Annotated in this window: 25 protein-coding genes; 13 read left to right on the forward strand and 12 right to left on the reverse strand. The window is 50.8% G+C overall.

What is annotated here, in order from left to right; genetic code table 11:
* Positions 1-7: 7 nt before the first annotated feature.
* Both hemD and hemC read right to left on the reverse strand, forming a co-directional pair.
* Positions 8-748, reverse strand: coding sequence for a uroporphyrinogen-III synthase (gene hemD / locus ACJHYW_RS16475; RefSeq protein ID WP_061093013.1), 741 nt, complete (start codon positions 746-748; stop codon positions 8-10).
* A complete protein-coding gene (gene hemC, locus ACJHYW_RS16480; RefSeq protein WP_012602475.1) occupies positions 745-1,686 on the reverse strand; it encodes a hydroxymethylbilane synthase in 942 nt (313 codons plus the stop codon). The genes hemD and hemC overlap by 4 nt, the downstream gene beginning before the upstream one ends.
* Positions 1,687-2,072: 386 nt before the next feature.
* Between hemC and cyaA the strand changes: the two genes are divergently transcribed.
* Positions 2,073-4,619: a class I adenylate cyclase gene (gene cyaA, locus ACJHYW_RS16485; protein WP_000281697.1), complete on the forward strand. Its 2,547-nt coding sequence runs from the start codon at positions 2,073-2,075 to the stop codon at positions 4,617-4,619.
* Between the two features lie 39 nt (positions 4,620-4,658).
* Here cyaA and cyaY read toward each other — a convergent pair whose 3' ends face one another.
* The 3 genes from cyaY to ACJHYW_RS16500 all read right to left on the reverse strand — a co-directional run bounded on the left by cyaY (position 4,659) and on the right by ACJHYW_RS16500 (position 7,980).
* The gene (gene cyaY, locus ACJHYW_RS16490) at positions 4,659-4,979 is read right to left on the reverse strand and encodes an iron donor protein CyaY (RefSeq protein ID WP_000999950.1); all 321 of its coding nucleotides are present in this window, start codon (positions 4,977-4,979) and stop codon (positions 4,659-4,661) included.
* Between the two features lie 47 nt (positions 4,980-5,026).
* On the reverse strand, positions 5,027-7,084 hold the full coding sequence (locus tag ACJHYW_RS16495; protein WP_280740081.1) for a hypothetical protein: 2,058 nt from the start codon (positions 7,082-7,084) through the stop codon (positions 5,027-5,029).
* 341 nt (positions 7,085-7,425) lie between these two features.
* The gene (locus ACJHYW_RS16500; protein ID WP_000522563.1) at positions 7,426-7,980 is read right to left on the reverse strand and encodes a DUF3304 domain-containing protein; all 555 of its coding nucleotides are present in this window, start codon (positions 7,978-7,980) and stop codon (positions 7,426-7,428) included.
* A gap of 342 nt (positions 7,981-8,322) precedes the next feature.
* On the opposite strand from ACJHYW_RS16500, the gene lptM reads away from it, so the two are divergent.
* The 6 genes from lptM to uvrD all read left to right on the forward strand — a co-directional run bounded on the left by lptM (position 8,323) and on the right by uvrD (position 13,946).
* On the forward strand, positions 8,323-8,526 hold the full coding sequence (lptM, locus tag ACJHYW_RS16505) for an LPS translocon maturation chaperone LptM (RefSeq protein ID WP_000799889.1): 204 nt from the start codon (positions 8,323-8,325) through the stop codon (positions 8,524-8,526).
* Positions 8,527-8,562: 36 nt separating this feature from the next.
* The gene (gene dapF, locus ACJHYW_RS16510) at positions 8,563-9,387 is read left to right on the forward strand and encodes a diaminopimelate epimerase (RefSeq protein ID WP_001160654.1); all 825 of its coding nucleotides are present in this window, start codon (positions 8,563-8,565) and stop codon (positions 9,385-9,387) included.
* Complete coding sequence (locus tag ACJHYW_RS16515; protein WP_000812796.1) at positions 9,384-10,091, forward strand: DUF484 domain-containing protein; 708 nt, start codon at positions 9,384-9,386, stop codon at positions 10,089-10,091. The genes dapF and ACJHYW_RS16515 overlap by 4 nt, the downstream gene beginning before the upstream one ends.
* The gene (gene xerC, locus ACJHYW_RS16520) at positions 10,088-10,984 is read left to right on the forward strand and encodes a tyrosine recombinase XerC (protein ID WP_000130691.1); all 897 of its coding nucleotides are present in this window, start codon (positions 10,088-10,090) and stop codon (positions 10,982-10,984) included. The genes ACJHYW_RS16515 and xerC overlap by 4 nt, the downstream gene beginning before the upstream one ends.
* On the forward strand, positions 10,984-11,700 hold the full coding sequence (gene yigB / locus ACJHYW_RS16525) for a 5-amino-6-(5-phospho-D-ribitylamino)uracil phosphatase YigB (RefSeq protein ID WP_001213567.1): 717 nt from the start codon (positions 10,984-10,986) through the stop codon (positions 11,698-11,700). The genes xerC and yigB overlap by 1 nt, the downstream gene beginning before the upstream one ends.
* 83 nt (positions 11,701-11,783) lie before the next feature.
* Positions 11,784-13,946, forward strand: coding sequence for a DNA helicase II (uvrD, locus tag ACJHYW_RS16530; protein ID WP_000383407.1), 2,163 nt, complete (start codon positions 11,784-11,786; stop codon positions 13,944-13,946).
* 54 nt (positions 13,947-14,000) lie between these two features.
* Here the strand turns inward: uvrD and ACJHYW_RS16535 are convergent, their stop codons facing one another.
* Together ACJHYW_RS16535 and ACJHYW_RS16540 are read right to left on the reverse strand one after the other, a co-directional pair.
* Entirely contained in the window at positions 14,001-14,903 is a 903-nt protein-coding gene (locus ACJHYW_RS16535; RefSeq protein WP_000751627.1) for an S-adenosyl-l-methionine hydroxide adenosyltransferase family protein, read from the reverse strand.
* An 82-nt stretch (positions 14,904-14,985) separates the two neighbouring features.
* Positions 14,986-15,750 (reverse strand): phosphodiester glycosidase family protein, encoded by a 765-nt coding sequence (locus ACJHYW_RS16540; RefSeq protein WP_000951190.1) that lies wholly within the window; start codon positions 15,748-15,750, stop codon positions 14,986-14,988.
* Between the two features lie 161 nt (positions 15,751-15,911).
* On the opposite strand from ACJHYW_RS16540, the gene ysgD reads away from it, so the two are divergent.
* Together ysgD and corA are read left to right on the forward strand one after the other, a co-directional pair.
* Positions 15,912-15,968: a protein YsgD gene (gene ysgD / locus ACJHYW_RS16545; RefSeq protein WP_211180520.1), complete on the forward strand. Its 57-nt coding sequence runs from the start codon at positions 15,912-15,914 to the stop codon at positions 15,966-15,968.
* Positions 15,969-16,119: 151 nt separating this feature from the next.
* Positions 16,120-17,070 (forward strand): magnesium/cobalt transporter CorA, encoded by a 951-nt coding sequence (gene corA / locus ACJHYW_RS16550; protein WP_000947159.1) that lies wholly within the window; start codon positions 16,120-16,122, stop codon positions 17,068-17,070.
* A 35-nt stretch (positions 17,071-17,105) separates the two neighbouring features.
* Here the strand turns inward: corA and ACJHYW_RS16555 are convergent, their stop codons facing one another.
* From ACJHYW_RS16555 to yigI, 4 genes are all read right to left on the reverse strand, one after another.
* On the reverse strand, positions 17,106-17,603 hold the full coding sequence (locus tag ACJHYW_RS16555; protein ID WP_000823792.1) for a DUF943 family protein: 498 nt from the start codon (positions 17,601-17,603) through the stop codon (positions 17,106-17,108).
* A complete protein-coding gene (locus ACJHYW_RS16560) occupies positions 17,600-18,448 on the reverse strand; it encodes a YPO3983 family protein (protein WP_001059676.1) in 849 nt (282 codons plus the stop codon). The genes ACJHYW_RS16555 and ACJHYW_RS16560 overlap by 4 nt, the downstream gene beginning before the upstream one ends.
* Positions 18,449-18,758: 310 nt before the next feature.
* Positions 18,759-19,649: an EamA family transporter RarD gene (rarD, locus tag ACJHYW_RS16565; protein WP_000339104.1), complete on the reverse strand. Its 891-nt coding sequence runs from the start codon at positions 19,647-19,649 to the stop codon at positions 18,759-18,761.
* A gap of 51 nt (positions 19,650-19,700) precedes the next feature.
* Positions 19,701-20,168, reverse strand: a complete 468-nt coding sequence (gene yigI / locus ACJHYW_RS16570) for an acyl-CoA thioesterase YigI (protein ID WP_001277142.1) — start codon at positions 20,166-20,168, stop codon at positions 19,701-19,703.
* 164 nt (positions 20,169-20,332) lie between these two features.
* On the opposite strand from yigI, the gene pldA reads away from it, so the two are divergent.
* From pldA to rhtC, 3 genes are all read left to right on the forward strand, one after another.
* Positions 20,333-21,202 (forward strand): phospholipase A, encoded by an 870-nt coding sequence (gene pldA, locus ACJHYW_RS16575; RefSeq protein WP_001259693.1) that lies wholly within the window; start codon positions 20,333-20,335, stop codon positions 21,200-21,202.
* 124 nt (positions 21,203-21,326) lie between these two features.
* A complete protein-coding gene (gene recQ, locus ACJHYW_RS16580) occupies positions 21,327-23,156 on the forward strand; it encodes an ATP-dependent DNA helicase RecQ (RefSeq protein ID WP_024179510.1) in 1,830 nt (609 codons plus the stop codon).
* A 63-nt stretch (positions 23,157-23,219) separates the two neighbouring features.
* Positions 23,220-23,840: a threonine export protein RhtC gene (gene rhtC, locus ACJHYW_RS16585; RefSeq protein WP_000928839.1), complete on the forward strand. Its 621-nt coding sequence runs from the start codon at positions 23,220-23,222 to the stop codon at positions 23,838-23,840.
* 61 nt (positions 23,841-23,901) lie between these two features.
* On the opposite strand, the gene rhtB is transcribed toward rhtC, so the two are convergent.
* A complete protein-coding gene (gene rhtB, locus ACJHYW_RS16590; protein WP_061093014.1) occupies positions 23,902-24,522 on the reverse strand; it encodes a homoserine/homoserine lactone efflux protein in 621 nt (206 codons plus the stop codon).
* 110 nt (positions 24,523-24,632) lie between these two features.
* Here rhtB and pldB point away from each other — a divergent pair, with 110 nt between their 5' ends.
* Positions 24,633-25,655: a lysophospholipase L2 gene (gene pldB, locus ACJHYW_RS16595; RefSeq protein WP_000487672.1), complete on the forward strand. Its 1,023-nt coding sequence runs from the start codon at positions 24,633-24,635 to the stop codon at positions 25,653-25,655.
* The last annotated feature ends 6 nt before the right edge of the window (positions 25,656-25,661 follow it).

Raw genomic sequence — 25,661 nt, forward strand, 5'->3', positions numbered from 1 at the left:
ATGAGAGTTATTGTAATGCCCGTAAAAGCGCATCGTTGTCAGCGTTATCGGCGACCTTAATGTCTTGCCAGCCCAGTTCCCGGGCGAGTTTCGCCAAACGCTCACTGACGACCAATAGTCGACAGTGTAGTAACCAGTGCTCACGATACCATTGTGGGATCAGCGACCAGAGTTGCTGCAACATTTCACCGCTGGTAACAACGACCGTCGTCACCTCGCGGGATTGCCAGCGCATCGCTTCTTCTGCACCATCGTAATGGATTACGCATCGTTGATAACATTCACAAAAAGTGACCTCAGCACCGCGCGCCGTCAGGGTATCCCCAATTAGCTCACGACCGCCATTGCCACGTAATATCAGCGCACGTTTGCCCGCAATATTTTGTAATTCAGGTAATTGTAGCAAGACTTCGCTGATTTCCCGATCCTGCGGGTAGAGAATCTTCTGTCCGCTTACGGTATGTAGTGCCAGTGCGGTGGTGCGTCCAATGGCGAAATAATCAGGTAGTCGGGGCCATTTACGATCTTGCTGATGCAGCTGTGATTGGGCAAAAGCAACCGCGTGTTGCGAGAGGGCAAACAACAGATCGCTCTCCCCCAGCGCCGCCAGTTGATCAGCAAGTTGTGGTAATTGTCGACCCGGAGAAAACTCAATCAGTGGAAAATGCCAGGCCACCTGCCCCAGTGTGCGCAGACGGCTCACTAACTCTTCTCCAGCGGGAGACGGGCGGGTGACAAGGATACTCATGCCGGGGCGTCTCCGTTATAGACTTCAGCGAGGATCTCGCGCGCGCCGTTATTCAGTAGCTCTTCTGCCAGCGAAATCCCCATTTGTTCGGCATCTTGCGGCGCACCGCGGCGTTCACCGCGAATAATCTGCGAACCGTCCGGCGCGCCGACCAGCGCACGCAGCCAGATTTCGCCATCAATAAGCTCGGCGTAGCTACCAATTGGCACCTGACATCCGCCTTCGAGACGGGTATTCATGGCGCGTTCTGCGGTAACGCGCAGTGCAGTTTCGTGGTGATTCAGCGCGGCAAGCAGCTCGCGAGTGCGTGTATCATCAAGGCGGCATTCAATACCGACCGCACCTTGTCCAACCGCAGGAAGAGAAATCTCGGGTGGTAACGCGGCGCGAATACGTGACTCCAGACCTAAACGTTTTAGTCCGGCTACGGCAAGAATGATGGCATCGTATTCGCCGTTATCCAGTTTACTCAGGCGAGTGCCGACGTTGCCGCGCAGGGAGCGGATAATCAGATCCGGACGGCGTTCAGCCAGTTGGCACTGGCGACGTAAACTGGACGTCCCGACGATACTGCCTGCCGGTAACGCATCCAGATTGTCATAGTTATTGGACACAAAGGCATCGCGAGGATCTTCACGCTCACAAATAGTGACCAGTCCCAGACCTTGCGGGAATTCAACCGGCACATCTTTCATTGAATGTACGGCGATATCGGCGCGATTTTCGAGGAGCGCGACTTCCAGCTCTTTAACAAATAAGCCTTTTCCGCCTACTTTCGCCAGCGGCGTATCAAGAATCACATCGCCGCGCGTCACCATCGGTACCAGTTCAACGACCAGGCCCGGATGGCTCGCCATCAACTTGTCTTTGACATAGTGTGCCTGCCAGAGTGCAAGTGGGCTTTGGCGTGTGGCAATTCTTAAAACATTGTCTAACATGCTTGTTACCGTCATTATCATCCGTGGTCCATCCTAACATCCTTGCCAGAGCGATGTCAGTGTTGTGGTGAAACGTAGACGCCTGCGCAAACCGTAAAATGAGGTCTGGCAGTGGATCCTGACAGGCGTTTCACGCCGTCGTAATAAGGAATTTACAGAGAATAAACGGTGCTACACTTGTATGTAGCGCATCTTTCTTTACGGTCAATCAGCAAGGTGTTAAATTGATCACGTTTTAGACCATTTTTTCGTCGTGAAACTAAAAAAACCAGGCGCGAAAAGTGGTAACGGTTACCTTTGACATACGAAATATCCCGAATGCCGCGTGTTACCGTTGATGTTGGCGGAATCACAGTCATGACGGGTAGCAAATCAGGCGATACGTCTTGTACCTCTATATTGAGACTCTGAAACAGAGACTGGATGCCATAAATCAATTGCGTGTGGATCGCGCGCTTGCTGCTATGGGGCCTGCATTCCAACAGGTCTACAGTCTACTGCCGACATTGTTGCACTATCACCATCCGCTAATGCCGGGTTACCTTGATGGTAACGTTCCCAAAGGCATTTGCCTTTACACGCCTGATGAAACTCAACGCCACTACCTGAACGAGCTTGAACTGTATCGTGGAATGTCAGTACAGGATCCGCCGAAAGGTGAGCTTCCAATTACTGGTGTATACACCATGGGCAGCACCTCGTCCGTAGGGCAAAGCTGTTCCTCTGACCTGGATATCTGGGTCTGTCATCAATCCTGGCTCGATAGCGAAGAGCGCCAGTTGCTACAACGTAAATGTAGTCTGCTGGAAAGCTGGGCCGCCTCGCTGGGTGTGGAAGTCAGCTTCTTCCTGATTGATGAAAACCGTTTCCGTCATAATGAAAGCGGCAGCCTGGGGGGCGAAGATTGTGGCTCCACCCAGCATATACTGCTGCTTGACGAATTTTATCGTACCGCCGTGCGTCTCGCCGGTAAGCGTATTCTGTGGAATATGGTGCCGTGCGACGAAGAAGAGCATTACGACGACTATGTGATGACGCTTTACGCGCAGGGCGTGCTTACTCCTAATGAATGGCTGGATCTTGGTGGCTTAAGCTCGCTTTCTGCCGAAGAGTACTTTGGTGCCAGCCTTTGGCAGCTCTATAAGAGTATCGATTCCCCATACAAAGCGGTGCTGAAAACACTGCTGCTGGAAGCCTATTCCTGGGAATACCCGAACCCACGTCTGCTGGCGAAAGATATCAAACAGCGTTTGCACGATGGCGAGATTGTATCGTTTGGCCTCGATCCATACTGCATGATGCTGGAGCGTGTTACTGAATACCTGACGGCGATTGAAGATTTTACCCGTCTGGATTTAGTACGTCGCTGCTTCTATTTAAAAGTGTGCGAAAAGCTCAGCCGTGAACGCGCCTGCGTAGGCTGGCGTCGTGAAGTGCTAACCCAGTTAGTGAAAGAGTGGGAATGGGACGATGGTCGTCTTGCAATGCTCGATAACCGCGCTAACTGGAAGATTGATCAGGTGCGTGAGGCGCACAACGAGCTGCTCGATGCAATGATGCAGAGCTACCGTAATTTGATCCGCTTTGCGCGTCGCAATAACCTTAGCGTCTCCGCCAGTCCGCAGGATATCGGCGTACTGACACGTAAGCTGTACGCCGCGTTTGAAGCATTGCCAGGTAAAGTGACGCTGGTAAACCCGCAGATTTCGCCCGATCTCTCGGAACCGAATCTGACCTTTATTTATGTGCCGCCGGGCCGGGCTAACCGTTCCGGTTGGTATCTGTATAACCGCGCGCCAAATATTGAGTCGATCATCAGCCATCAGCCGCTGGAATATAACCGTTACCTGAATAAACTGGTAGCGTGGGCATGGTTTAACGGCCTGCTGACCTCGCGTACCCGTTTGTATATTAAAGGTAACGGCATTGTCGATTTGCCTAAGTTGCAGGAGATGGTCGCCGATGTGTCACACCATTTCCCGCTGCGCCTGCCTGCACCGACGCCAAAAGCGCTCTACAGCCCGTGTGAGATTCGCCATCTGGCGATTATCGTTAACCTGGAATATGACCCGACAGCTGCGTTCCGCAATCAGGTGGTGCATTTTGATTTCCGTAAGCTGGACGTCTTCAGCTTTGGCGAGAATCAAAATTGCCTGGTAGGTAGCGTGGACCTGCTGTACCGCAACTCGTGGAACGAAGTGCGTACGTTGCACTTCAACGGCGAGCAGTCGATGATCGAAGCCCTGAAAACCATTCTCGGCAAAATGCATCAGGACGCCGCACCGCCAGATAGCGTGGAAGTCTTCTGTTATAGCCAGCATCTGCGCGGGTTAATCCGTACTCGCGTGCAGCAACTGGTTTCTGAGTGTATTGAACTGCGTCTTTCCAGCACCCGCCAGGAAACCGGGCGCTTCAAGGCGCTGCGCGTCTCCGGTCAAACCTGGGGCTTGTTCTTCGAACGGCTGAATGTATCGGTACAGAAACTGGAAAACGCCATCGAGTTTTATGGCGCTATTTCGCATAACAAACTGCACGGCCTGTCAGTGCAGGTTGAAACCAATCACGTCAAATTACCGGCGGTGGTGGATGGCTTTGCCAGCGAAGGGATCATCCAGTTCTTCTTCGAAGAAACGCAAGACGAGAATGGCTTTAATATCTACATTCTCGACGAAAGCAACCGGGTTGAGGTGTATCACCACTGCGAAGGCAGCAAAGAGGAGCTGGTGCGTGACGTCAGTCGCTTCTACTCGTCATCGCACGACCGTTTTACCTACGGCTCAAGCTTCATCAACTTCAACCTGCCGCAGTTCTATCAGATTGTGAAGGTTGATGGTCGTGAACAGGTGATTCCGTTCCGCACCAAATCGATTGGCAACATGCCGCCTGCCAATCAGGATCACGACACGCCGCTATTACAGCAGTATTTTTCGTGATGAGCGTGCCGGAAAGCGAGGCTTATCCGGCATGCAATCTTAGCGGAAACTGACTGTTTCACCCGCCTGCTGCGTTGCCGCCTGTTCCAGCAAATCCCAGAAGGTTTCGCCGCTGCGATCGCAAATCCACTCATCGCCTTTCATATCAAAATGGTAGCCGCCCTGTTTGGTTGCCAGCCATACCTGGTGCAGCGGTTCCTGGCGGTTGATAATGATTTTGCTGCCGTTTTCAAAGGTAATGGTCAGCACGCCGCCGTTGATTTCGCAGTCGATATCGCTATCGCCATCCCAGTCGTCCAGACGCTCTTCAATGGTCAGCCACAGTTGATCAGCCAGGCGATGAAATTCACTGTCGTTCATTGTTGTATCCTGTTTTTAAGTGATGGCGGCAGTATAGCGGCATGGGGTCAGGGCTTCAAAGTTTGCTCAATGTCTGGTGTTTTGTGGCACTCTTCCTCCGTCGTCAAGATGATGATGTCATCATTGGATGAAAACATGTTCTGATCCAGATTACGTGTCCTGGACGGACAGGGCGATGCGGTTCGATAAAGTTGGCTACCGATCCAGGTATAAACATAGCGATTGTCATAAGCGAAACGTTCGGTGGTTTTCAATGGTCCATCAATAGCAAAAATTTGAATATCATCGCGTAAACGGGAAGAGCGCATAAAGTAACCATGGCCTTTCCCGGCGTTAATTCGTTGTTTCAGGAAAGGTGCAGAAGAGTCGAGCGTTATTATTTCCAGGGTGTCTTCACCAAAAGGAGACAATTTCGCAATGTACAGATGATTTTTGTACTGCGCGACACGATCGGTGATGGGATGAAATGCTTTCGGGTCAATATCGGGGAGTTTCTCCCATTGACTCCATTGCTGGTCTGTAGAGCGAAGCTTACGCCAGCTAACATCGGTTTCGCCGACGAGAAAAGAGCCTTCGCCATCAGAATATTGAGCAATGTTAACGGATGAGTTATAGGGGATTCCCGTTGGAATAAACGCACCATCCTCAAGAAGTCTGCCGTCAAGCTCACCACTACGGTAGTTTGCCCAATAGCCATATCCTGAATCTTTGGTTTTCCATTTCACCCGCACGGCTTTGGTATTGGGAGTTGGGTAGCGCCAAAGCTGTGAGCCATCGAATGCGTAAACATAACGATCGTCGTGTGCATACCATTTCTTGTAATGGGGGCTATCGCTAAGGTGAGCCTCATGCTCGTCAGGAACACTATAATCCATCAGGATAAGCGGCCCGGAAGAATCGAATACCTGGAGGCCATCTTCTTCTTCACCATCAGCTGGTAATTTGGTCAATAAATAGCCGTGAGTTCTTCCCGCGTTAAAGCGTTTATCTATCACCAAACCAGGATTATCCAGTGTGACGATATTTAGCCTATTTTCGCCAAATCCCGTTTTTTTGATGGTGTACAGCTTGTCCTGATACTGAGCAACGGTATTACTAAGAGGATGAAATTGTTCTGGATCGAGGCCGGGTAGGACTTCTTGCTGGCATTCTGGCCCTTTGCGCCATGAAACAGAGTGTTCCTGCAAATTGAACGCCGCGCAGCTATTTGCCCTATCTTTGTCCAGATTTCCCTGATTCAGCACCTTCCGGTGCAGGCCGCTTTTATCTCGCCAGGTTAATAACGAACCGGGCATCCAGCGTACGACAGTAAATGTCTCTGGGTCGGCTTTAAGCTGTTCGCCATTGATTATGATTTTGGTCCGTGTACGGGCTAACGTATCCCAGGGGCCAAATGGTACGGCAACGCAGGGGTTAAACGTGGTGGAAAACTTTCCTCGCTGATCCCAGGACTTCTGCGCCAGCACACGGAAACTCTCGGGGTCAGCGAGGCGATGTCCATCGACATATAAGAAATTAGCGTCACGTAATATCAGCCCCAGAAAGTCAGGTTTCCAGGGGGAACGGAATTTCACCTGATGCAGCGTTTTGATATCTAGACTATTTTCTCCGCCATTGTCATCGGTGCGCGTGCCTTCAAAATAGAGACTGTGTTTATCTGCGGCAAAATCACCCCATGCCTTGAACGAGGCGACATCGACGGGAGGTTTGTCTGGCGGGTTTTGCACAACTTCACCCGCGTAGAGGATATAGCGACCATCGCTATGCCAGGAGTAATGAGGATACCAGGCCTGTGCGCCTTCATAGAGGTAGTCGGTTGTCAGATCAGTCAGAGGAGGTACTTTATCCCATTTGTCTAGTGTTGTCGGGTCTATTAATAAATTGGGTAAACGGCGCAAACTTTTGTAATTCACGTCAGGAAGAGAAAGATTTGTTTCTTTATAAGGGCGCAGGTATACCACGCCTTTTCCCTGTTTCTGGTAAATATTATGTTCGGGCGCGGAAAGCCGACATCCCCATGCCGACGATAAAAACAACGAACAAGACAACAAACAAACCACATTGCGAAAGTGCATAAAGCCATCCTGGCGCGAGGTGTTGATCACGAAACTGCCAGCAGAACATAAATCCTCACAAGTAAGCGTAACTCTCGCAGCAAATCGTCACTTTTCAGAATCCATAAAGGTCATCGCTATTTTCTGATAGTTGCTGGAATAAACGTGATATTTTCATTCACGATATAAACACAATCCCGGAACTGCCCCATAGTACGGCTAATAGCATAAAAATATTCCGGATTGACCCCTGGAAGGGAGGCAATGTGGGATTCCGCCCCCCGTTGCCTTCTTTATTGTCTTTCACGAGTTGTACCCAGGTTTCACCACGGGTATCTAACATTCGCCACATTATTACGCTTTCTGCCGAACGTGATTTTTATAGAAATCTATCAATTCATTTTCCCTGTACCATAAAGTTTATCCTTCACATCCTGCCGAACGCGGGTCTTGTACCCCCCGTTGTGAAGATCTTCATACGGAGAAAAAGAATCTTTACTCCACCCCAGCAACACTTTATCGCCAGGCATAAAATGCACGTGCAGGTAATTTTCTCCCCATTCTCTTTTTGGGAGAGGCAAAGTCTTGTTACGTTTCTCCAGACGCATCCCTTTAAGATATTGCTCGTGAGTCATATCTAATGTCCAGATAACCTCTGCCGTATCCCCACTGACATCACCGCAACAGGTGATTGAACCACCACCATTCGCAAAAGCATTCGCGCCCGCCACGCCGTTAACACTGAATCCCAGTATCGGACGGTCAATTTCACTGTGGATTTCCAGAATCACTCCACCTCTTGGACCTCCCCATACTGCCTGCCCTATATTCCACAACACGACCAGTACTGGCACGGCGATCAACATCCGCCACACCCAGCGCCCCCAGCGGGCATAACCACGCGTAAGCTTTTGGTCAAATTTTTCCAGTCGGGTAAATAGCCCCATCAGATTTTATTCCCTCTTATCACCTGGTTGGCAAAGTTGTATGTCACTGGCGACTAAGGTCAGACAACGAAATTTCGTGGTACGCCACTCTCTTAAAAGTCCCATGCAGGCGATAAGAACAAGCCAACAAACAAACCACATTGCGATAGTGCATAAAGCCATCCTGGCGCGAGGTGCCGATCACGAAACTACCAGCAAAACATAAATCGCCACGTGTAAGCGTTATACTCGCAGCATTTCCTCACTTTTCAGACTTCATAAAGAGTCGCTAAACGCTTGCTTTTACGCCTTCTCCTGCGATGATAGAAAGCAGAAAGCGATGAACTTTACAGGCAATCCATAATGAAAAACGTGTTTAAGGCACTCACTGTATTACTTACTCTCTTCAGCCTGACGGGCTGCGGTCTGAAAGGTCCGCTCTATTTCCCGCCTGCAGATAAAAACGCACCGCCGCCGACCAAACCGGTAGAGACGCAAACGCAATCCACAGTGCCGGATAAAAACGACCGCGCCACTGGCGATGGTCCATCCCAGGTGAATTACTAAAAGTCAGTTTCTGTACCCGCGTGATTGGAGTAAATGATGCAGTTCTCGAAAATGCATGGCCTTGGCAACGATTTTATGGTCGTCGACGCGGTAACGCAGAATGTCTTTTTTTCACCGGAGCTGATTCGTCGCCTGGCGGATCGGCACCTGGGGGTAGGGTTTGACCAGCTGCTGGTGGTTGAGCCGCCGTATGATCCTGAACTGGATTTTCACTATCGCATTTTCAATGCTGATGGCAGTGAAGTGGCGCAGTGCGGCAACGGTGCGCGCTGCTTTGCCCGTTTTGTGCGCCTGAAAGGGCTGACTAATAAGCGCGATATCCGCGTCAGCACCGCCAACGGGCGGATGGTTCTGACCGTCACCGATGATGATCTGGTTCGCGTAAACATGGGCGAGCCCAACTTCGAACCTTCCGCTGTGCCGTTTCGCGCTAACAAAGCGGAAAAGACCTATATTATGCGCGCCGCCGAGCAGACAATCTTATGTGGCGTGGTGTCGATGGGAAATCCGCACTGCGTGATTCAGGTCGATGATGTCGATACCGCGGCGGTAGAAACGCTTGGTCCTGTTCTGGAAAGCCATGAGCGTTTTCCGGAGCGCGCCAATATCGGTTTTATGCAAGTGGTTAAGCGCGAGCATATTCGTTTACGCGTTTATGAGCGTGGGGCAGGAGAAACCCAGGCCTGCGGCAGCGGCGCGTGTGCGGCGGTGGCGGTAGGGATTCAGCAAGGTTTGCTGGCCGAAGAAGTACGCGTGGAACTCCCCGGCGGTCGTCTTGATATCGCCTGGAAAGGTCCGGGTCACCCGTTATATATGACTGGCCCGGCGGTACATGTCTACGACGGATTTATTCATCTATGAAGCAACCAGGGGAAGAACTGCAGGAAACACTCACGGAGCTTGATGACCGGGCGGTTGTCGATTATCTGATTAAAAATCCTGAGTTTTTTATCCGCAATGCGCGCGCAGTTGAAGCGATACGTGTGCCGCATCCGGTACGCGGCACCGTTTCGTTGGTCGAGTGGCACATGGCCCGCGCACGTAATCACATTCATGTTCTGGAAGAGAACATGGCGTTGTTGATGGAGCAGGCTATCGCCAACGAAGGCCTGTTTTATCGCTTACTCTACCTGCAGCGTAGTCTCACCGCCGCCAGCAGTCTCGACGATATGCTGATGCGCTTTCACCGCTGGGCGCGCGATCTCGGTCTGGCGGGCGCGAGTCTGCGCCTGTTTCCAGATCGCTGGCGCTTAGGTGCGCCGTCGAACCACACTCATCTGGCATTAAGCCGTCAGTCTTTCGAACCGCTGCGTATTCAGCGTTTGGGGCAGGAACAGCACTATCTGGGGCCGCTTAACGGACCGGAGCTTCTGGTGGTGCTACCGGAAGCGAAAGCGGTGGGATCGGTGGCGATGTCGATGCTGGGAAGCGATGCTGATTTGGGTGTTGTGTTGTTTACCAGTCGCGATGCCAGTCACTATCAACAAGGGCAGGGAACGCAGTTACTTCATGAAATTGCGCTGATGTTGCCGGAGCTTCTGGAGCGTTGGATTGAACGCGTATGACCGATTTACACACCGATGTAGAACGCTACCTACGTTATCTGAGCGTGGAGCGTCAGCTTAGCCCGATAACCCTGCTTAACTATCAGCGTCAGCTTGAGGCGATCATCAATTTTGCCAGTGAAAACGGCCTGCAAAGCTGGCAGCAATGTGATGTGACGATGGTGCGCAATTTCGCTGTACGCAGTCGCCGTAAAGGGCTGGGAGCTGCAAGTCTGGCGTTACGGCTTTCTGCGCTACGTAGCTTTTTTGACTGGCTGGTCAGCCAGAACGAACTCAAAGCCAACCCGGCGAAAGGTGTTTCGGCACCGAAAGCGCCGCGTCATCTGCCGAAAAACATCGACGTCGATGATATGAATCGGCTGCTGGATATTGATATCAACGATCCCCTCGCCGTGCGCGATCGGGCAATGCTGGAAGTGATGTACGGCGCGGGTCTGCGTCTTTCCGAACTGGTGGGGCTCGATATCAAACACCTCGACCTGGAGTCTGGTGAAGTGTGGGTGATGGGAAAAGGCAGCAAAGAGCGCCGCCTGCCGATTGGTCGCAACGCTGTGGCGTGGATTGAGCACTGGCTTGATTTGCGCGACCTGTTTGGTAGCGAAGACGACGCGCTTTTTCTGTCGAAACTGGGCAAGCGTATCTCCGCGCGTAATGTGCAGAAACGCTTTGCCGAATGGGGCATCAAACAAGGGCTGAATAATCACGTTCACCCGCATAAATTACGTCACTCGTTCGCTACGCATATGCTGGAGTCGAGCGGCGATCTTCGTGGTGTGCAGGAGCTGCTGGGTCATGCCAACCTCTCCACCACGCAAATCTATACTCATCTTGATTTTCAACACCTTGCCTCGGTGTACGATGCGGCGCATCCACGCGCCAAACGGGGGAAATAATGCGTTTTTACCGGCCTTTGGGGCGCATCTCGGCGCTCACCTTTGACCTGGATGATACCCTTTACGATAACCGTCCGGTGATTTTGCGCACCGAGCAGGAGGCGCTTACCTTTGTGCAAAATTATCATCCGGCGCTGCGCAGCTTCCAGAATGAAGATCTGCAACGCCTGCGCCAGGCGGTACGGGAAGCGGAACCCGAGATTTATCACGACGTGACGCGCTGGCGTTTTCGTTCGATTGAACAAGCCATGCTCGACGCCGGGCTGAGTGCCGAAGAAGCCAGTGCAGGCGCACACGCGGCAATGATCAACTTTGCCAAATGGCGCAGCCGAATCGATGTCCCGCAGCAAACCCACGACACCTTAAAACAGCTGGCGAAGAAATGGCCGCTGGTGGCGATCACCAACGGTAACGCCCAGCCGGAGCTGTTTGGTTTAGGGGATTATTTTGAGTTTGTGTTGCGCGCTGGCCCGCACGGGCGCTCAAAACCGTTCAGCGATATGTACTTCCTGGCGGCGGAAAAACTCAACGTGCCGATCGGTGAGATCTTACATGTCGGGGACGATCTCACCACTGACGTGGGTGGGGCAATTCGCAGCGGAATGCAGGCCTGTTGGATCAGACCGGAAAATGGCGATCTGATGCAAACCTGGGACAGCCGTTTACTCCCGCATCTGGAAATTTCCCGGTTGGCATCTCTGACCTCGCTGATATAATCAGCAAATCTGTATATATACCCAGCTTTTTGGCGGAGGGCGTTGCGCTTCTCCGCCCAACCTATTTTTACGCGGCGGTGCCAATGGACGTTTCTTACCTGCTCGACAGCCTTAATGACAAACAGCGCGAAGCGGTGGCCGCGCCACGCAGCAACCTTCTGGTGCTGGCGGGCGCGGGCAGTGGTAAGACGCGCGTACTGGTGCATCGTATCGCCTGGCTGATGAGCGTGGAAAACTGCTCGCCATACTCGATTATGGCGGTAACGTTTACCAACAAAGCGGCGGCGGAGATGCGTCATCGTATCGGGCAGCTGATGGGCACCAGCCAGGGCGGCATGTGGGTCGGCACCTTCCACGGGCTGGCGCACCGTCTGCTGCGTGCGCACCATATGGACGCCAATCTGCCGCAGGATTTTCAGATCCTCGACAGCGAGGACCAGCTACGCCTGCTCAAACGCCTAATCAAGGCGATGAACCTCGACGAGAAGCAGTGGCCGCCGCGCCAGGCAATGTGGTACATCAACAGCCAGAAAGATGAAGGCCTGCGTCCACATCATATTCAAAGCTACGGTAATCCGGTGGAGCAGACCTGGCAGAAGGTGTATCAGGCGTATCAGGAAGCGTGTGACCGCGCGGGCCTGGTGGACTTCGCCGAGCTGCTGCTACGTGCTCACGAGTTGTGGCTTAACAAGCCGCATATCCTTCAGCACTATCGCGAACGGTTTACCAATATCCTGGTGGACGAGTTCCAGGATACCAACAACATTCAGTATGCGTGGATCCGCCTGCTGGCGGGCGATACCGGCAAAGTGATGATCGTTGGCGATGACGATCAGTCAATCTACGGCTGGCGCGGAGCGCAGGTGGAGAATATTCAGCGTTTCCTCAATGATTTCCCCGGTGCTGAAACTATCCGTCTGGAGCAGAACTACCGCTCTACCAGCAATATTCTGAGCGCCGCGAACGCCCTGATTGAAAACAACAACGGGCGTTTGGGTAAAAAACTGTGGACCGATGGCGCGGATGGTGAGCCTATTTCCCTCTATTGCGCTTTTAACGAACTCGATGAAGCGCGTTTTGTGGTTAACCGTATCAAAACCTGGCAGGACAACGGCGGGGCGCTTGCCGAGTGCGCCATTCTCTACCGCAGCAACGCCCAGTCGCGTGTGCTGGAAGAAGCACTGTTACAGGCAAGTATGCCGTACCGTATTTACGGCGGGATGCGCTTCTTCGAACGCCAGGAAATCAAAGATGCGCTCTCGTATCTGCGCCTGATTGCCAACCGCAACGACGACGCGGCCTTTGAGCGCGTGGTGAATACACCAACGCGGGGTATTGGTGACCGGACGCTGGACGTGGTACGTCAGACATCGCGTGATCGCCAGTTAACACTCTGGCAGGCATGTCGTGAACTGTTGCAGGAAAAAGCCCTCGCCGGACGTGCTGCCAGTGCCTTACAGCGGTTTATGGAACTGATCGACGCCTTAGCGCAGGAAACTGCCGATATGCCGCTGCATGTACAGACTGACCGGGTAATTAAAGACTCCGGCTTGCGCACCATGTACGAGCAGGAGAAGGGCGAAAAAGGTCAGACGCGTATCGAAAACCTGGAGGAACTGGTGACGGCAACGCGCCAGTTCAGCTACAACGAAGAAGACGAAGATTTAATGCCGCTGCAGGCATTCCTCTCCCATGCGGCGCTGGAAGCGGGCGAGGGGCAGGCGGATACCTGGCAGGACGCGGTGCAGTTGATGACGCTACACTCGGCGAAAGGCCTGGAGTTCCCGCAGGTGTTTATCGTTGGTATGGAAGAGGGCATGTTCCCAAGCCAGATGTCGCTGGATGAAGGCGGACGTCTGGAAGAAGAACGCCGTCTGGCCTACGTTGGCGTAACCCGCGCGATGCAGAAACTGACGCTGACCTACGCGGAAACTCGCCGTCTGTATGGCAAAGAGGTTTACCATCGCCCGTCGCGCTTTATCGGTGAGTTGCCGGAAGAGTGTGTGGAAGAGGTGCGCCTGCGCGCTACGGTAAGCCGCCCGGTCAGCCATCAACGGATGGGTACGCCGATGGTCGAGAACGACAGCGGCTACAAGCTCGGCCAGCGCGTACGCCACGCTAAGTTTGGTGAAGGCACCATCGTCAATATGGAAGGCAGCGGCGAGCATAGCCGTTTGCAGGTGGCATTCCAGGGCCAGGGTATTAAATGGCTGGTGGCGGCTTATGCCCGACTGGAGACGGTGTAATTTACAACTCCGTTGCAGGATGCGGTGCGCCACACCGCATTCGGCATCAGCACCTTACTTAGCGCACTTCTTCACATCAATATTCCAGTCAGCACCAGACGCAACCTGATGTTTCTGCGCAAAATTATCCATATTCAGCGCCACGGAAACATTCAATAAGCTGTTCAGATACACCATCGGCTGGCCTTCCGGCACATCGCCGAAGCTTGCGACATATGGCATTTTCCCTGCGTATTTTTGCTGGGAACCTTCGGAAATGGTCACACACAACGTGTCGTTGAGTTTGATTCCTGCCTGATTCAGCAACTCGTCGCTGATATTGCTCCAGACGTTGCCGTACTGAATATCGAGAATCGGGATATTGCCCTTCACTTCACCTTTTGTTGCTTTTGCTTTCTGATAAGAAAGTTCGACAACTTTTGCAGGAAGCTCTGGCCCCACCTGTTCGAACGTAATCGCCCCGGAAGCCAGACGCGCACCGGTGTAGGCATACACGTCACGACCGTGGAAGGTATATGACTTTTCAGAACCTTTCAGGCGGTTAGCTTTTTCGTCGATTTCTCGGACGCTATCAATACCCAGAGTTTGTGCCACCAAAGTGAGCGTACCGTTATCTGGTGAAACGAAGTATTGACCGTTTTTGGTTTTCAGCACTACCGATTTACGGTCAGTGCCTACGCCCGGATCGACCACGCTAACAAACACCGAACCTTGCGGCCAGTAACTGGCAGTCTGATACAGGCGATAAGCGCCTTCCCAGATGTTATACGGTGGAATTTCGTGTGTTAAATCAAAGATTTTAAGATTATGGTCAACGCCGAATGCGACCCCTTTCATCGCCGAGACGGCACCATCTTTCAGGCTAAAATCAGTTTGTAAAATCAAAGCGTTATCCGCATAGGCGGATGATGATCCCAGACACGTTAATAAAAATAACGTTGCGAGCGTTTTTTTCATTTTTGTTTCCCTTCATTTATCTGATGATTTTCCAGCTGTGTAGCCAGTCCCAGTTTGTCTGGCCTCCTCGAGTGTACAATGCTTAACCTTTCCGCTCGACGGAAATCATGGTGACAAAAGGATAGCGTTGCCACGGGATTGCCCCGCCTTTCATATACATATGTGAAATTGTGCCATCAAGATAAAGCAACTGCTCAACGTTCAGTTTCGCTTTGGCATAACAGGCAAAATCATAAAAATTTGTCGCCTGCTGGCTCAACAAAAACACGGCGTTCCCTTGTTTATTAATCCCAACACCGTTACGAATTTTACGTGAGGCGACGTTGGGATGAATACGCGGATTAATTACGCCGTTTTCCATCAACATTGGCCCTGACTGCACTGCAAACTGAATCTCTTTACTGGTTTTAAAGGCATCCAGACGAACGATGCCGACTTTATCTCCCGCGACATAAAACACGCCGCCAGGACGAATAAAGAAATTCCCTTCACCTGAAGCGAGATTTAACGCCACCTTCTGCTGACCGTTTTCGATGTACAAACCGAGCGGCGCATAGCTTTCATCATAGATGCCGCCGTTCATCGCCATCTGCACCTGACCCTGACTATTCATATCCGCCAGCAGAGCATGTAACGTTCCCCACGCTTCGCCATTGGCTTTTTGCCAGTACATTTTCACCCGCTCTGTTTGAGGATTAACGGTATACGCCTGTACGGTCAGCGTCGGATCTGAGGGTGCGCAATCATCAGCGGCAACAGCAAACAAGGGAAGTAAGGTGAGGGTGAGAAAAATCCGTTTGAGATTCAAGGTGATCATTCCTTTACCAATGAGTAGCCGATGCGCCATTATAGGTCCTGGATGTGGGATTTTTTTATCCTGTTAGCGACCTTGACGAGTACCAAAAAGCGCGAAGTTCAACTATTGTTCTGTGGTGTTCTGTTGCGTGTTGACGGCAAAATTTTGCTGGCGTAACATGCGCGCACGATCACTCTAAGAGGACATTCGCCTTGGACACACCCAGTAGATACTGGCTCACTATCCTGTCATCCAGGATCAACTCCTAAGGCTATCCCTTTTTGCTGATAGCCTTAGCGGTTGTCAGCGACCTCAATTTTTCCCGTCGCGCTGAGTCAGGCTGTTTAATGGTCTGAAACCCAATTTGTTTCTGTGTGCCCACCGAACTGTCCGATATTTTAAGCATTGGGAGTCCCGGTCATGCTGAGCGCATTTCAACTGGAAAATAACCGACTGACCCGGCTGGAAGTCGAAGAGTCACAACCCCTTGTAAATGCAGTATGGATTGATCTTGTCGAACCGGACGACGACGAGCGACTGCGCGTACAATCTGAACTCGGCCAGAGCCTGGCAACCCGCCCGGAACTGGAAGACATCGAAGCATCGGCACGTTTCTTTGAAGACGATGACGGCCTGCATATTCACTCCTTCTTCTTCTTTGAAGATGCGGAAGATCACGCCGGTAACTCCACTGTGGCATTTACCATCCGTGATGGTCGTCTGTTTACTCTGCGTGAGCGTGAACTGCCTGCATTCCGTCTGTATCGTATGCGTGCCCGTAGCCAGTCGATGGTGGACGGTAATGCCTACGAGCTGCTGCTGGATCTGTTCGAAACTAAAATCGAACAGTTGGCAGATGAAATTGAAAATATCTACAGTGACCTGGAGCAGTTGAGCCGGGTAATTATGGAAGGGCATCAGGGCGATGAGTACGACGAGGCGCTCTCCACGCTGGCGGAACTGGAAGATATCGGCTGGAAAGTTCGCCTGTGTCTGATGGATACCCAGCGTGCGCTGAACTTCCTGGTGCGTAAGGCGCGTTTACCGGGCGGGCAACTGGAGCAGGCGCGTGAAATCCTGCGAGATATCGAATCCCTGCTGCCACATAACGAATCTCTATTCCAGAAGGTGAACTTCCTGATGCAGGCGGCGATGGGTTTTATCAACATCGAGCAGAACCGCATCATCAAAATCTTCTCGGTGGTATCCGTCGTGTTCCTGCCACCGACGCTGGTGGCTTCCAGCTACGGGATGAACTTTGAGTTTATGCCAGAACTGAAGTGGAGCTTCGGCTACCCAGGCGCGATTATCTTTATGATCCTCGCGGGCCTGGCACCGTATCTGTACTTTAAGCGGAAGAACTGGTTGTAATATAAATGCCGGGTAAAGATTGTTCTTTATCCGGCTTATTGCTGAAAATTGTCTTTTTCAAAGTCATGCGGGTTGAACACTCGCTCTATCTTATTTTCCTGGGTTAGTTGATACTCATTGTTATCAGCAATAAAAAAATGAGTATTACGGTAAGGATATTCATTAATAACCATTAAATAGTTTTTTACGATGCAATTATCATTGCTCTTAATCGTTGGGAAACAGTAGAGATCTTCATACGGCCCTTCGATATATTTTTTATAGTCAGTGAAGCCATTACCGATATCAATAACATACCAGGTATGCCAACTACCTTCTGGTAGGGGATGTTGATTTTTAATTTCATTCTGATGCTTCAGATACCAATTTATTTTATCGCTGTCAGTCCATGGCAGATGATCAACGACCAGAAAGACTGAATTGCCAGCATCAGAGTATGTATACAAAATCTGTACAGGACGCAATGTCCATAAATTATAGATGCAGCATAGAAGAAATAAATATAATATAATTTTCTGGAGTTTTCTTTTCATAGATAATTTTCGATTCTTTCGATAGTGTTAAAATTGGTGAAAAAAGGTTTGAAAGCAAAGTCTTTATGCCGTTGTAAAAAGAACCATATGCGAAAAAATCTATACTTGTTGTAAATCTTGTTTTTTATATCAGTCACATCCAAACCAAAGTGGTCTTGTGCTATGAAATGAATGGTAGCGCTCCAGCCCATAGGATATTTTTGAAAATTTAAAAGAGATATTTTTTGAGCTGAGATATCATGAATGCTGATTCCCAGGCCATTAAAATTATCTTTAAAATCATTGAATTTATTTAGTCTTGATGAAAGTAATTCGGTCTTAATCTTTTGTAGGAGAAGAGGCCGGTATCCTATCGTAGGCGTTGAAGAAATATCATTTTCGATACATTCTTTGATTACACGTATTGGGCTATTATAATCATATTTGTTTATTCGTTCATGAAAAGATAAGTTCAATTCCTGGCTATGGAAACTGTTGCCATTTCCATATCTAAAATGATCAATCAGATCCTGGATGAGTGTTTTGTATTGTCCAAAAAAGGAAAACATTTTTGCCAGATCTTTCATTTCTGCAAATAAAATATCAATACATTCACTTTGTGATATTTTTGTTCCAGAAGTTGGAACACTAAAAGCACCATAAGTAGAATTCGGCCCAGGAAAATGGTATTTAATGAGGCGGTAAGGATCAACTTTTGCAGAGATGTCGCTTAAGCCGAGTGAGAGAAAATCTTGTTCTTCCATATCCCCATACTGCATATCATCAGCAGAAAAATCATCGAATAAAGTAATAGTTTCGAAAAGTGTACAGGGCATATTAATTGATGAGCCTAATATGTTGTTCATTTATATTCTCCTTTCTTATAATTAAGGGCAACGTTAATTTGATAAGAAATAATAGGGTAAAAAAATTTTAAAAAAGAAATGCACTTCACATTTTTCATTACATTCTGAAGAGAACTTGGTTAATGATTGGTCTTGCTCATCGCTAATAACATAATGCTGAATTTACCAAAAATGAAATTTATTAAAGCAAATGAAAATATACAACGACGTCTGGAAATTCTGCCTTTCCTTATGTGAGTCTCCTGTCAGCATGGCAATATGCCCACTCTCATGCAAGAGTCGGCATATTTTTTCAGAATATATTTATTTTTTATTTGGACGTTCTACGCTGCGTATAAATCGCATCCATCACAAAAATTGCCAGCGCCACCCAAATAAAGGCGAAGGTCACCATCTTATCGGCACCCGGTTTTTCACCATAAAACGTCACAGCCAGCAGGAACATCAGCGTCGGGCCAATGTACTGAAAAAAGCCTAACGTTGAGAGACGCAGGCGTGTCGCAGCCGCAGTAAAACACAACAGCGGTACGGTAGTGACAATACCGGCGGCGATCAGCAGTAAATTCAGCGACATCGGGTTTTGCCCCATATGGCTGGTTGAGCTGTCGGCAATAGCAAACAGGTAAATCGCCGCCACGGGCAGCAACCACATAGTTTCGATTAACATGCCGGTTTGCGCTTCAACAGCAATCTTCTTGCGTACCAGGCCGTAGAAGGCAAAACTAAACGCCAGCCCCAGCGCGATAATCGGCAGTGAACCAAAAGTCCACAACTGAACCAACACGCCACATATCGCCAGAATCACCGCCAGCCATTGCATCCGGCGGAATCGCTCGCCGAGGAAAATCATCCCCAACACAATGTTCACCAGCGGGTTAATAAAGTAACCAAGGCTCGCTTCCAGCATATGGTGATTGTTCACCGCCCAGATAAACAGTAGCCAGTTGCCACCAATCAGCACGGCAGAGACTGCCAGCATAAAAATTTTCTGTGGCGTCTGAATCAGCGTTTTTAAATAGGACCACTGGCGGCAAATGCTCATCAGCACCACCATAAAGAAAAACGACCAGATCACGCGATGCGTCAGGATCTCATCGGCGGGCACGTAGTAAATCAGTTTGAAGTACGCTGGCGCAATACCCCAAATAAAATAAGCGGCAAGAGCGAGTAATACGCCCTGCCGCGTTTGTTTTGCATCCATCGGGAATACTCATTTTTAATTGGTAACAGCAGTTTACCTGCTTTTACGTTATCAACCTACCATATAGGTGGCGGTAGCGCTGGCAATATAAAGCTGTTCTTCATTGTGTAATTCAACGCGGGCGACGGCGACTTTATTGCCTGCCCGCAACAGGCTACTGGTAGCAGTAAAACGCTCGCCTCTGCCTGGGCGCAGATAATCGACGCGAAGATCAATGGTCCCCATCCGCGATAGCCGCTGGCGTAGTTCATCTTCACTGATGGTTTCGTGGCGGGTTAAGGTACTTCCCACGCACACCAGACCGGCGGCGACATCCAGCGCCGACGCAATGACCCCGCCGTGCAAAATGCTTTGCGCCCAGTTACCCACCATCATTGGCTGATTTTTAAAGGCCAGCTGTGCGAACTCTTTTTCGTAACGCTCCAGTTCCATCCCCAATGCGCGGTTAAATGGCATGTGATAAACAAACATCTCACCCACTAATTTCAGGGCTTGTTCAGCGGTCAGTACGGCAGACATATCATCCTTACACTTCATTGGTTAATGAAATGTTGATTTTATGCTTCTTTGTTGTTGGTTTCTACTTTAGGAAGGGATAACTAACGGCTATGGAGTTAAGTATGTAAAATAGCCCGCAGAAAAATATTCCTCTAATCAATAATTCGTTACGGAGAACACGACCGATGCGGACTCTGCAGGGCTGGTTGTTGCCGGTGTTTATGTTGCCTATGGCAGTATATGCACAAGAGGCAACGGTGAAAGAGGTGCATGACGCGCCAGCGGTGCGTGGCAGTATTATCGCCAATATGCTGCAGGAGCATGACAATCCGTTCACCCTTTATCCTTATGACACCAACTACATCATCTATACCCAAACCAGCGATCTGAATAAAGAAGCGATTGCCAGTTACGACTGGGCGGAAAATGCGCGTAAGGATGAAGTAAAGTTTCAGTTGAGCCTGGCGTTTCCGCTGTGGCGTGGGATTTTAGGCCCGAACTCGGTGTTGGGTGCGTCTTATACGCAAAAATCCTGGTGGCAACTGTCCAATAGCGAAGAGTCTTCACCGTTTCGTGAAACTAACTACGAACCGCAATTGTTCCTCGGTTTTGCCACGGATTACAACTTTGCTGGCTGGACGCTGCGCGATGTGGAAATGGGCTACAACCACGACTCAAACGGGCGTTCAGACCCGACTTCCCGCAGCTGGAACCGCCTTTATACCCGCCTGATGGCAGAAAACGGTAACTGGCTGGTAGAGGTGAAGCCGTGGTATGTGGTGGGGAATACGGACGATAACCCGGACATCACCAAATATATGGGCTATTACCAGCTTAAAATCGGCTATCACCTCGGTGATGCGGTACTGAGCGCGAAAGGGCAGTACAACTGGAACACCGGTTACGGTGGTGCGGAGTTAGGCTTAAGTTACCCGATCACCAAACATGTGCGCCTTTATACTCAGGTTTACAGTGGTTACGGCGAATCGCTCATCGACTATAACTTCAACCAGACCCGCGTTGGTGTGGGAGTTATGCTAAACGACCTGTTTTGATGAATGGTTGGCAAATCTGGAATCCAGCATCCAGGATTACCCTCTCAGAGACTAAAAGCATTGCAGTTTCTCGCGCAGGCGCTGAAAATAGCGCCTGTTTTTATTTCAGGCAATCGGGGTGAATGTGGCGCAGGCGGAAGTGTTGAATCTGGAGTCCGGAGCTAAACAGGTTTTACAAGAAACCTTTGGCTACCAACAGTTTCGCCCCGGCCAGGAAGAAATTATCGACACTGTGCTTTCCGGCCGCGATTGCCTCGTCGTCATGCCCACTGGTGGCGGAAAATCCCTTTGCTATCAAATCCCTGCCTTATTGCTAAACGGCCTTACCGTGGTTGTTTCACCGCTGATTTCGTTGATGAAAGATCAGGTGGATCAACTGCAAGCCAACGGCGTGGCGGCGGCGTGCCTTAACTCGACGCAAACCCGCGAGCAGCAACTTGACGTGATGACAGGCTGTCGCACCGGGCAAATCCGCCTGCTGTATATCGCGCCGGAACGCCTGATGCTGGATAACTTCCTTGAGCATCTGGCGCACTGGAATCCGGTGTTATTAGCCGTTGATGAAGCGCACTGTATCTCCCAATGGGGGCACGATTTCCGCCCGGAATACGCCGCGCTCGGTCAGCTGCGTCAGCGTTTTCCTACTCTGCCGTTTATGGCGCTAACCGCCACCGCCGACGACACCACGCGGCAGGATATCGTGCGCCTGCTGGGGCTGAACGATCCGCTGATTCAAATCAGCAGTTTTGATCGCCCGAACATTCGCTACATGCTGATGGAGAAATTCAAACCGCTCGATCAGTTGATGCGCTACGTGCAGGAACAACGCGGTAAGTCGGGGATTATTTACTGCAACAGCCGGGCGAAAGTAGAAGACACCGCTGCGCGCCTGCAAAGCAAGGGAATTAGCGCGGCGGCCTATCATGCCGGGCTGGAAAATAATATTCGCGTCGACGTGCAGGAAAAATTTCAGCGCGATGACCTGCAAATTGTGGTGGCGACCGTGGCGTTTGGCATGGGCATCAACAAGCCTAACGTCCGCTTCGTGGTCCACTTTGATATTCCGCGCAATATCGAATCCTATTATCAGGAAACCGGTCGCGCCGGGCGTGATGGCCTGCCCGCGGAAGCGATGCTGTTTTACGATCCGGCCGATATGGCGTGGCTACGCCGTTGTCTGGAAGAGAAGCCGCAGGGGCAATTGCAGGATATCGAGCGCCATAAACTCAATGCGATGGGCGCGTTTGCCGAAGCGCAAACTTGCCGTCGTCTGGTGCTGCTGAACTACTTTGGCGAAGGGCGGCAGGAGCCGTGCGGGAACTGCGATATCTGCCTCGATCCGCCGAAACAATACGATGGTTCAACCGATGCTCAGATTGCCCTTTCCACCATTGGTCGTGTGAATCAGCGGTTTGGGATGGGTTATGTGGTGGAAGTGATTCGTGGCGCTAATAACCAGCGTATCCGCGACTATGGTCATGACAAACTGAAAGTCTATGGCATGGGCCGTGATAAAAGCCATGAACATTGGGTGAGCGTGATCCGCCAGCTGATTCACCTCGGCCTGGTGACGCAAAATATTGCCCAGCATTCTGCCCTACAACTGACAGAGGCTGCGCGTCCGGTGCTGCGCGGCGAATCCTCTTTGCAACTTGCCGTGCCGCGTATCGTGGCGCTCAAACCGAAAGCGATGCAGAAATCGTTCGGCGGCAACTATGATCGCAAACTGTTCGCCAAATTACGCAAACTGCGTAAATCGATTGCCGATGAAAGCAATGTCCCGCCGTACGTGGTGTTTAACGACGCAACCTTGATTGAGATGGCTGAACAGATGCCGATCACCGCCAGCGAAATGCTCAGCGTTAACGGCGTTGGGATGCGCAAGCTGGAACGCTTTGGTAAACCGTTTATGGCGCTTATCCGCGCGCATGTCGATGGTGACGACGAAGAGTAGTCAGCAGCATAAAAAAGTGCCAGGATGAAGACTCCGTAAACGTTTCCCCCGCGAGTCTAATGTATGTTGATGTTATTCCTCACCGTCGCCATGGTGCACATTGTGGCGCTTATGAGCCCCGGTCCCGATTTCTTTTTTGTCTCTCAGACCGCTGTCAGTCGTTCCCGTAAAGAAGCGATGATGGGCGTGCTGGGCATTACCTGCGGCGTAATGGTTTGGGCTGGGATTGCGTTGCTTGGCCTGCATTTGATTATCGAAAAAATGGCCTGGCTGCATACGCTGATTATGGTGGGCGGTGGCCTGTATCTCTGCTGGATGGGTTACCAGATGCTACGCGGTGCACTGAAAAAAGAGGTTGTTTCTGCCCCTGCGCCACAAGTCGAACTGGCGAAAAGCGGGCGCAGTTTTCTTAAGGGCTTACTGACCAATCTCGCGAACCCTAAAGCGATTATCTATTTTGGTTCGGTATTCTCATTGTTTGTCGGCGATAACGTCGGCACCACTGAGCGCTGGGGCATTTTCGCGTTGATTATTGTCGAAACACTGGCGTGGTTTACCGTCGTTGCCAGCCTGTTTGCCCTGCCGCAAATGCGCCGTGGTTATCAACGTCTGGCGAAGTGGATTGATGGTTTTGCCGGGGCGTTATTTGCCGGATTTGGCATTCATTTGATTATTTCGCGTTAATGCCAGACGCGTCATCAGAGTAAGTCGGATAAGGCGTTTACGCCGCATCCGACATTATTTTTCACGCATGCCTCGCCGATGCCAACAGCGCTCCCACCAGCATAAATAACGAGCCGAAAATCTTATTCAGCGCCTTCATCTGCTTTGGTCCTTTAATCCATAGAGCAATCCGTTGAGCAAGGGTGGCGTAACCGATCATCACAATAATATCGACCACAATAGTGGTGACGCCGAGCAAGATATACTGCATCAGCTGCGGCTGTTGCGGCATGATGAATTGCGGAAATAGCGCCGCCAGAAACACAATACTTTTGGGATTGGTGAGATTCACAAAAACTGCGCGCTGGAACAAATGTCGGCGCGATTGAGTAGAGGCTAGCGATTTAAGGTCAATTGCACCAGCGGCGCGCCATTGCTGTATTCCCAGCCAAATCAAGTAAGCTGCGCCTGCCCACTTCAACACTTCAAACGCAATCACTGAGCGGGAAAATAGCGTCCCCAACCCCACGCCAACCAGCACAATATGAATCGCCAGTCCGGTCTGAAGCCCAGCAATAGACGCCACCGCGCCGTGATAACCATGGTTGAGCGAGGTGGTCATGGTGTTGATTGCGCCAGAGCCTGGCGACAGGCTTAAAATGATCGATGTCAGCAGGTAGGCAAACCACCATTCTAAGGTCATGATGAACTCCCGGTGTGTCTATTTTTGTGCCACAATACGCTACTGTCGCAGCGTTGTGTCAGGCACGCTTAAAAAAACGATTTTACGTGGTTTAAGAGGCAGATTACCTGATGTTTCAGCAGCAAAAAGACTGGGAAACAAGAGAAAACGCGTTTGCTGCTTTTACCATGGGACCGCTGACTGATTTCTGGCGTCAGCGTGATGAAGCAGAATTTACTGGTGTGGATGACATTCCGGTGCGCTTTGTCCGTTTTAGCGCAAAGCACCATGACCGGGTGGTAGTCATCTGCCCGGGGCGTATTGAGAGCTACGTAAAATATGCGGAACTGGCCTACGATCTGTTCCATTTGGGGTTTGATGTTTTAATCATCGACCATCGCGGGCAGGGACGTTCCGGTCGCCTGTTAGCCGATCCGCATCTCGGGCATGTTAATCGCTTTAATGATTATGTTGATGATCTGGCGGCATTTTGGCAACAGGAGGTTCAGCCCGGTCCGTGGCGTAAACGTTATATACTGGCACATTCGATGGGCGGTGCGATCTCCACATTATTTCTGCAACGTCATCCAGGTGTATGTGACGCCATTGCGCTAACTGCGCCAATGTTTGGGATCGTGATTCGTATGCCGTCATTTATGGCACGGCAGATCCTCAACTGGGCCGAAGCGCATCCACGTTTCCGTGATGGCTATGCAATAGGCACCGGGCGCTGGCGCGCGTTGCCGTTTGCTATCAACGTACTGACCCACAGCAGACAGCGATATCGACGTAACTTACGCTTTTATGCTGATGACCCAACGATTCGCGTCGGTGGGCCGACCTACCATTGGGTACGCGAAAGTATTCTGGCTGGCGAACAGGTGTTAGCCGGTGCGGGTGATGACGCCACGCCAACGCTTCTCTTACAAGCTGAAGAGGAACGCGTGGTGGATAACCGCATGCATGACCGTTTTTGTGAACTCCGCACCGCTGCGGGCCATCCTGTCGAAGGAGGACGGCCGTTGGTAATTAAAGGTGCGTACCATGAGATCCTTTTTGAAAAGGACGCAATGCGCTCAGTCGCGCTCCACGCCATCGTTGATTTTTTCAACAGGCATAACTCACCCAGCGGAAACCGCTCTACAGAGGTTTAAATTTCT

The sequence above is a fragment of the Escherichia sp. WS3063 genome, from assembly GCF_046486595.1.
Taxonomy (GTDB): Bacteria; Pseudomonadota; Gammaproteobacteria; order Enterobacterales; family Enterobacteriaceae; genus Escherichia; species Escherichia coli.